Genomic DNA, 6,189 nt, shown 5'->3' with positions numbered 1-6,189 from the left:
TGTGGGGGCTATGCGGCCTATGCCGAGCTGCCCCCTCCGGCCCTCTGGGCCACCTCCCCCAAAGGGGGAGGATCTTATGCGTACGCTCCCCACCCGTGGCGGACCTTTGACAGCTCTAACGTCGCGAGTCCGGGCCGCCTATTCCACGTCCCAGGCGTAAGCCTTGTCCAGCCAGTCCCCCAGACGGCCATCCGGCCGCGCCAGGCCGTGGATGCGGGTCATCTCGTTTTCCGACAGCGCGAAGTCGAGGATGTCGAAGTTCTCCTCGATCCGCTTGGGATTGCTGGTGCGGGGGATGGCGATGACGCCCTGCTGGATCAGCCAGCGCAGGGTGACCTGGCCGGGCGTCTTGCCGTGGGCGCGGCCGATCTCGATCAGGGTCGCATCCTCGGCGACCTTGCCCTGGGCCAGGGGCGACCAGGCGGTGATCGAGGTTCCCAGCGCGTGGGCCTTGGCGATCAGGGTCTTGAGGGAGAGGTAAGGGTGATATTCGACCTGGTCGGTGGCGATCGGGGCCTCCGACAGCTTGGAAGCCTCTTCCAGCAGGGCCGAGGGGAAGTTCGACAGGCCGATGGCGCGGGTCAGGCCGCGCGAGCGGACCTCGTTCAGGGCCTTCAGCGTCTCGGCCAGCGGCACGTCCGGCTTGGGCCAGTGCAGCAGCAGGAGGTCGACGTGGTCGACGCCCAGCTTTTCCAGGCTCTTCTCGGCCGAGCGCTGCAGGTCGCCCTCGGCGAAGAAGTCGATCCAGACCTTGGTGGTCAGGAAGATGTCGTCGCGCTTGATCCCGCTGTTCTTGATCGCCGCCCCGACGTCGCGTTCGTTGCGATAGATCTGGGCGGTGTCGATGTGGCGGTAGCCGACCTCCAGGGCCTTCTCGACCAAGGGCACGGCCGTGCCGTTCTCCAGCTGCCAGGTGCCGAAGCCCAGGGCGGGCATCAGGACGTCGCCCGAGCGGACGGCGGGAACGAGCTTGGACATGGAGAACTCCGGAAAAGCGGTCAGGCGGATATAGGCGCGGGGCGGTCCAGCGCCACCTTGGCTCGAACGCGCGAGAGGACGATGAAGACCAGGGCGACGGCCGCGAAGGCCAGGCTCATCTCGACCATGGTCAGCACCACGGCGGGATAGCCGCGCTTGGCCACGTTCATGAACGGGTACGGATAAAAGCCCGACAGCGCGCCGTGGATCAGGGTCCAGGCGCCGAACAGGGCCGGGAAGGCCATGGCCTTGGCCGCCGCGATCCACCGCGCCTCGCCCTGGCCGCCGCGTAGCGCCAGGTCGGCGAGGAAGGCCAGCGGGGTGATGGAATGCAGGATCGTGTCGGCCACGAGACGCAGGCCCTGCGGGTTCCACTGGCTGGCCAGCAGCAGGTGATAGACCACGGCGGTGATGGCCAGGTAGGTGGCGATCGCCGCGCGAGGGCCGCTCTGCTCGGCCCAGGTCGCCAGGCGACTGGCGGGCGCGACCAAGGGGGCGGTCAGCGCGATCGCGGCCAGCATGTTCGCCAGGATCGTGAAGTAGCTGAAGAACTCGACCGACTTCACGGCGGCCGAGACCAGGGTCTCGTCATAGACCATCAGGCCGTACTGCAGGGCGGGACCCAGGCAGGCGATGACGGCGATCAGGATGCGCCAGAGCTTCATGGGATCTCCGTGGGGTGGTCCGCGTCCCAGGCCTTCAGCACCTTCTTCGGCGCGGTGGCGCGCCAGTGGCGGGTGAGCAGGCGCTCGACCGTGCCGGGATGGACCTGGGCTAGGCGGACCAAGACGTACGGGTAGTTCCTGAAGTGATCCGTGAAGTGGAAGGTGTCGGGCTCGGCCTCGACCAGCATCTCGCGCTCGTCGAACGGCACGCTGGCGCAGACCAGGCTTTCTCCGTCCTCGAACAGGCGGGTCAGGAACTTGCCGTGCGCCTTCAGGCAGGGCCGACCGTAGGCGGTCCCGTCCTCGACGCCGGGCAGTTTGAACGCGAACGCTCTGACGTCGTCGTAGGTCATGGGCTCCCCACCTCACCGGGACTATATGAGGGGAATGGACGCTGAGAACACCCTGAAGACGCCGGTCCTGGTGCTGGGCGCGACCAGCCTGATCGGCCGTCACCTGCTGGCGCGACTGAAGGCCGAGGACCTCGATCCGGTCGCCGTCAGTCGGCAGCCGCCGTCGGATGACGCCTGTTGGCTGGACGGAGACCTGAAGGACCCGCACCTGGCCGATCATCTGCCGGCCGTGGCCACGGTGTTCTCGCTGTCGCCGATCTGGCTGTTGCCCGGCGCGCTGCCGGGACTGAAGGCGCGGGGCATGAGCCGGTTGATCGCCTTTTCCTCGACCAGCCGCTTCACGAAGGCCGACTCCCCGGACGCGGCCGAGCGGGCCGTGGCTCTGGAACTGGCCGGCGCTGAACAGGTGGTCGAGACGTGGTGCGCCGAACATGGCGTCGCCTGGACCATCCTGCGGCCGACCCTGATCTACGACGAAGGTCATGACGAGAACGTCAGCCGCATCGCCCGCCTGGTGAAGCGCTTCCATGTCATGCCGCTGTCGGGCGGCGGCGAGGGTCTGCGCCAGCCGGTGCACGCGGAGGACCTTGCAGAGGGCGCTCTGGCGGCGGCTCATTCTCCCGCGACCAGGAACCGAGCCTACGACCTGGTGGGCGGTGAGACCGTGACCTATCGCGTGATGGTCGACAGGGTGTTCGAGGGACTGAGCAAGCAGCCGCGCACCCTGCCGCTGCCGACGTGGCTGTTCACCCTGATCATGCGGCTGGCCAAGCCGTTCTATCCGGGCGCGACCACGGCCATGGGGACGCGGATGGGCCAGGACCTGACGTTCGACTCGCGCGAGGCGGTCCGGGACTTCGGGTGGAGCCCGCGGGCGTTTCGGCCCCGCTTCTAGTCCGCGTCCGCCAGCACCATGGCGAAGGGCGTCAGGGCGCCGTCCTGCTCGACATAGCCGCTGACCAGCTTGCGGTCCGGCGACAGGACGCCGAGGTCGATCTCCTCGGTCGGGAACACCACGATCCGGCGGTCGCTGACGCAGACCACCAGCTCGTAGCCGTCATAGGACCGGCGCGACATCGCCTTGATGTACGAATAGTACGGCTCGCGCCGCCAGGCGGCCGGCTTGCCGGGGTCGACGACGACGTTCAGCCGCTTGCCGTCGCGGTCGGCATACATGACGAAGCCGGCCTTGTCGGGCCGCCATTCGTCGCCGAGCTTCTCGGAGGTCAGCCACAGGCAGTGGAAGGCACGACAGGCGGGTGGGCGATGGTCGTAGAAGCCACAGCCGCCGCCCTTCTTGAAATGGCCACACCAGGCGCCGTCGGGTTTGCCGAGCGCCTCGATCGCCAGGACCTTGCAGCACAGGCCGCACGAACCGCAGGCCTTGCCGGCGGCGGGGACGGGTGGGCGTTCGAGCGGCGTGATCTGGCTCATCAGGCGGCGCCCCGCACCAGGCCCAGATCGACGTCGCGGTCGGCGCGGACTTCGAAGGCGCGCTGGCCGACCAGGACGTTCAAGGTCAGGCCGTCGGCGGCGCCGCGCGCGGCCCAGGCGCGCAGGGTCTGGTGATACGGCGCCTTGCGCCAAGCTTCCGGACTGGCCGGATCGACCTCGACCACCATGCGGCGGCCCCGGTCCTCGCGGTGCAGGACGAAGCGGGCCCGGTCAGGCCGCCATTCCTCGCCCAGGCCCTCGGCCTTCAGCCAATAGCAGGCGAAGTCGGCGCAGGCTGTCGGGCGGTCGGCATAGATCGCGCAGCCCGCGCCCTTGCGGAAATGGCTGCACCAGGCGTGCGGCGGCTTTTGCAAAGCCTCCACGCCCATCAGCTTGCAGCACATGCCGCAGTCGCCGCAGCTCTTGTCGCCCATACGTCCTCGCCCCGACCGGGCCAATCGTCAGGCGGCGGACATTAGCGAGGGTATGTGACGGTTTTGATGGGGGGCTCGCCCATCTCTTCCACCCGCCTTCCTGGGCCTCGTGCCCAGGACCCATGCTTCCACTGGCTCGGAACAGTTGGGAGCACGCCAACGCTGGCGGCGCGCTCCGAAAGCTCAGCGCCAGGCCGCGCCATGGGTCCTCGCCACGAGGGCGAGGAAGGCAGGGTGTCTTGGCTCGGGGCTACTCGACCCCCGTCGCGCTCCACACGCCCAGCTCATTCCCCGACGGATCGGTGAAGTGGAACCGCCGCCCGCCCGGGAAGCTGAAGATCGGGGCGGTGATCACGCCGCCGGCCTTCATCACCTTGTCCAGCATGGCTTCCAGGTCGTGGGCGTAGAGGATGACTAGCGGCCGGTCCGTGGCGCCTTCCTGCGGCTTGGTGAAACCGCCGTCCGCGCCCTGGCCCTCGAAGGCCACATAGTCGGGCCCGTAGTCGACAAAGCTCCAGCCGAACGCCGCCGAATAGAAGCTCTTGGTGGCCGGGAGGTCGCCGCCGGGCCACTCGATATAGTCGATCTTGCCGTCTTCACGCATGGCGCACCCTTGAAGCTATGTTCTCTAATTGTTCTAATTCGACGTCACGGCAGAGTCCAGACGCTGGTCCGCTTCACGGCGAAATCTTCCAGCTCGCGGGTGGTCTCGACCTGGTACTCGGCCAGCTTCACCAGGTCATCCTTGCGGAAGTAGGTGCGCCCGGGATCGCCGATCAGCACGGTGGCGCCGTTCGCCCGGCCCTGCCTCAGCCAGTCCATGACCGCCTCGGCCATGGGTTTCTCGTAGCAGATGTCGCCGGCCAGCAGGACGTCGGCTTCCGGCGGCGGGGCGTCGAGCAGGTTCACCTCGGTGAAGCCGATGTCGACGCCGTTGGCCTCGGCGTTCACGCCCACGGCCGCCTCGCAGAAGACATCGATGTCGGCCGCCAGCACGCTCGTCGCGCCCGCCTTCATCGCGGCGATGGCGACGACGCCCGAGCCGGTGGCGAAGTCGATCACCCGCTTGCCGGCGACGATCTCGGGGTGGTCGAGGATGTAGCGGGCCAGGGCCTGACCGCCCGCCCAGGCGAAGGCCCAGAATGGCGGCGGCAGGCCGATCTCCTCCAGCGCTTCCTCGGTCAGCTTCCAGATCGGGGTGATCTCGTCGGCCAGATGCAGCGAGATCTCCGGCGCGTGCGGCGTCGGCCGGAAGCGCGTGTTGTCACGGATGAAAGCGCGACGGCCTTCCAGGGTCTGGACGATCATGCGGCGCTTAGAGCACGGGCGAGGCTAGGCGGCGACCGGTTTGCTCGAAGCGGCCTTCAGCACGTCCAGATAGCCCGGCGCGGTCAGCATGCCGCCGGTGAGGCCCTTCTTGGCCAGCAGCCGATGCGCCCTCGGCAGGTTCCAGCACGGGGTGTGCATGAACATGTGGTGCTCGGCGTGGAAGTTGACGTGGTAGGGCGCGATCAGGGCGCGCTCGATCCAGTTGGCCTGGGTGGTGCGGGCGTGCCGGAACGGGTCGGGCTCGTCCTTGGCCACCAGGGCGTGCTCGGCGATGTTGCGCAGGCGGGTGACCAGCGGGAACCAGGTGGCCATCGGCACGATCCACAGCGCCAGCCAAGCCCACCACAGGCCCATGGCCGACAGCACCACCAGGATGCCGAGGTTCCACAGCAGGAACGGCCTTTGCCGCGTCATCTCGCCGGCGAAGATCGCGCCCTTCGGTTGCCCGGTGGACGACGAGCCCTTCATCTTGCCCAGCAAGGGGCCGAACCGCTGCTTGAAGAAGGTCTGGCCCGTCAGGTCGCGGATGATCTTGCGGCGCAGGCTGGCGCGGGTGGTCGGGAAGGGCGCGGACAGGATCAGATCCGGGTCCTCGGCCTGCTGGGCGAACTTGTGGTGGGTCAGGTGATAGGGCCGGTACTTGGCCAGGGAGGCGCCGGTGGGCGCGGCGCACAGCCACTCGCCCAGCCCGTCATTGACCTTGAGATTGGGGTGCAGCCCGCCGTGCGCGGCCTCGTGCATCAGGATGGCCAGGCCCAGCTGCCGGGCGCCGATCAGCATGACGGCCAGGAGATAGGTCAGCGGGTTGGGGAACAGGACGAACAGCGCGCCGGCGGCGATAATCACGCCCCAGGCGTGGGCCACCATGGCGATCCCGCGCCAGGACGAGCGCGCGGAAATCCGCGTCCATTCGTCGGGCGTGAACAGGTCCTGCGGTTTGACGCGCGATGCGACGGCCATGAAGCGATCATCGCATATCCGCCCGCGCCTGACAGC

Annotated in this window: 9 protein-coding genes; 1 reads left to right on the top strand and 8 read right to left on the bottom strand. The window is 68.3% G+C overall.

Annotation, left to right across the window (positions count from 1 at the left end):
* Window positions 1-138: 138 nt before the first annotated feature.
* Genes AC1RRV_RS22515 through AC1RRV_RS22505 form a run of 3 tightly spaced genes read right to left on the bottom strand, consistent with a single transcriptional unit; the run spans window position 139 to window position 1,996 of the window.
* Window positions 139-978 carry an aldo/keto reductase gene (locus AC1RRV_RS22515; RefSeq protein WP_492861881.1) on the bottom strand — a complete coding sequence of 280 codons (840 nt, stop codon included), beginning with the start codon at window positions 976-978 and terminating at the stop codon, window positions 139-141.
* 20 nt (window positions 979-998) lie between these two features.
* Entirely contained in the window at window positions 999-1,643 is a 645-nt protein-coding gene (locus AC1RRV_RS22510) for a Pr6Pr family membrane protein (RefSeq protein ID WP_492861880.1), read from the bottom strand.
* Window positions 1,640-1,996: an MmcQ/YjbR family DNA-binding protein gene (locus tag AC1RRV_RS22505; RefSeq protein WP_492861879.1), complete on the bottom strand. Its 357-nt coding sequence runs from the start codon at window positions 1,994-1,996 to the stop codon at window positions 1,640-1,642. The genes AC1RRV_RS22510 and AC1RRV_RS22505 overlap by 4 nt, the downstream gene beginning before the upstream one ends.
* Before the next feature lie 34 nt (window positions 1,997-2,030).
* Between AC1RRV_RS22505 and AC1RRV_RS22500 the strand changes: the two genes are divergently transcribed.
* The gene (locus AC1RRV_RS22500; RefSeq protein ID WP_492861878.1) at window positions 2,031-2,891 is read left to right on the top strand and encodes an NAD-dependent epimerase/dehydratase family protein; all 861 of its coding nucleotides are present in this window, start codon (window positions 2,031-2,033) and stop codon (window positions 2,889-2,891) included.
* Here the strand turns inward: AC1RRV_RS22500 and AC1RRV_RS22495 are convergent.
* From AC1RRV_RS22495 to AC1RRV_RS22475, 5 genes are all read right to left on the bottom strand, one after another.
* Window positions 2,888-3,430: a YkgJ family cysteine cluster protein gene (locus AC1RRV_RS22495; protein ID WP_492861877.1), complete on the bottom strand. Its 543-nt coding sequence runs from the start codon at window positions 3,428-3,430 to the stop codon at window positions 2,888-2,890. The two genes, AC1RRV_RS22500 and AC1RRV_RS22495, sit on opposite strands and share 4 nt — an antisense overlap.
* On the bottom strand, window positions 3,430-3,864 hold the full coding sequence (locus tag AC1RRV_RS22490) for a YkgJ family cysteine cluster protein (RefSeq protein ID WP_492861876.1): 435 nt from the start codon (window positions 3,862-3,864) through the stop codon (window positions 3,430-3,432). The genes AC1RRV_RS22495 and AC1RRV_RS22490 overlap by 1 nt, the downstream gene beginning before the upstream one ends.
* A gap of 250 nt (window positions 3,865-4,114) precedes the next feature.
* The gene (locus AC1RRV_RS22485) at window positions 4,115-4,468 is read right to left on the bottom strand and encodes a VOC family protein (protein ID WP_492861875.1); all 354 of its coding nucleotides are present in this window, start codon (window positions 4,466-4,468) and stop codon (window positions 4,115-4,117) included.
* A gap of 44 nt (window positions 4,469-4,512) precedes the next feature.
* The gene (locus tag AC1RRV_RS22480; RefSeq protein WP_492861874.1) at window positions 4,513-5,172 is read right to left on the bottom strand and encodes a class I SAM-dependent methyltransferase; all 660 of its coding nucleotides are present in this window, start codon (window positions 5,170-5,172) and stop codon (window positions 4,513-4,515) included.
* Window positions 5,173-5,196: 24 nt separating this feature from the next.
* A complete protein-coding gene (locus AC1RRV_RS22475; protein WP_492861873.1) occupies window positions 5,197-6,153 on the bottom strand; it encodes a fatty acid desaturase family protein in 957 nt (318 codons plus the stop codon).
* Window positions 6,154-6,189: the final 36 nt, after the last annotated feature.

It is taken from the genome of Caulobacter sp. GW821-FHT11E10 (genome assembly GCF_058808375.1).
Note: the sequence above shows the minus strand (reverse complement) of the source record. Positions and strands in the feature narration are given on the sequence as shown.

Excerpts from the sequence above, each read along its gene's own strand:
- AC1RRV_RS22485 (WP_492861875.1), bottom strand. The coding sequence starts at position 4,468 with ATGCGTGAAGACGGCAAGATCGACTATATCGAGTGGCCCGGCGGCGAC.
- AC1RRV_RS22515 (WP_492861881.1), bottom strand. The coding sequence starts at position 978 with ATGTCCAAGCTCGTTCCCGCCGTCCGCTCGGGCGACGTCCTGATGCCC.
- AC1RRV_RS22495 (WP_492861877.1), bottom strand. The coding sequence starts at position 3,430 with ATGAGCCAGATCACGCCGCTCGAACGCCCACCCGTCCCCGCCGCCGGC.
- AC1RRV_RS22475 (WP_492861873.1), bottom strand. The coding sequence starts at position 6,153 with ATGGCCGTCGCATCGCGCGTCAAACCGCAGGACCTGTTCACGCCCGAC.
- AC1RRV_RS22500 (WP_492861878.1), top strand. The coding sequence starts at position 2,031 with ATGGACGCTGAGAACACCCTGAAGACGCCGGTCCTGGTGCTGGGCGCG.
- AC1RRV_RS22480 (WP_492861874.1), bottom strand. The coding sequence starts at position 5,172 with ATGATCGTCCAGACCCTGGAAGGCCGTCGCGCTTTCATCCGTGACAAC.
- AC1RRV_RS22505 (WP_492861879.1), bottom strand. The coding sequence starts at position 1,996 with ATGACCTACGACGACGTCAGAGCGTTCGCGTTCAAACTGCCCGGCGTC.
- AC1RRV_RS22490 (WP_492861876.1), bottom strand. The coding sequence starts at position 3,864 with ATGGGCGACAAGAGCTGCGGCGACTGCGGCATGTGCTGCAAGCTGATG.
- AC1RRV_RS22510 (WP_492861880.1), bottom strand. The coding sequence starts at position 1,643 with ATGAAGCTCTGGCGCATCCTGATCGCCGTCATCGCCTGCCTGGGTCCC.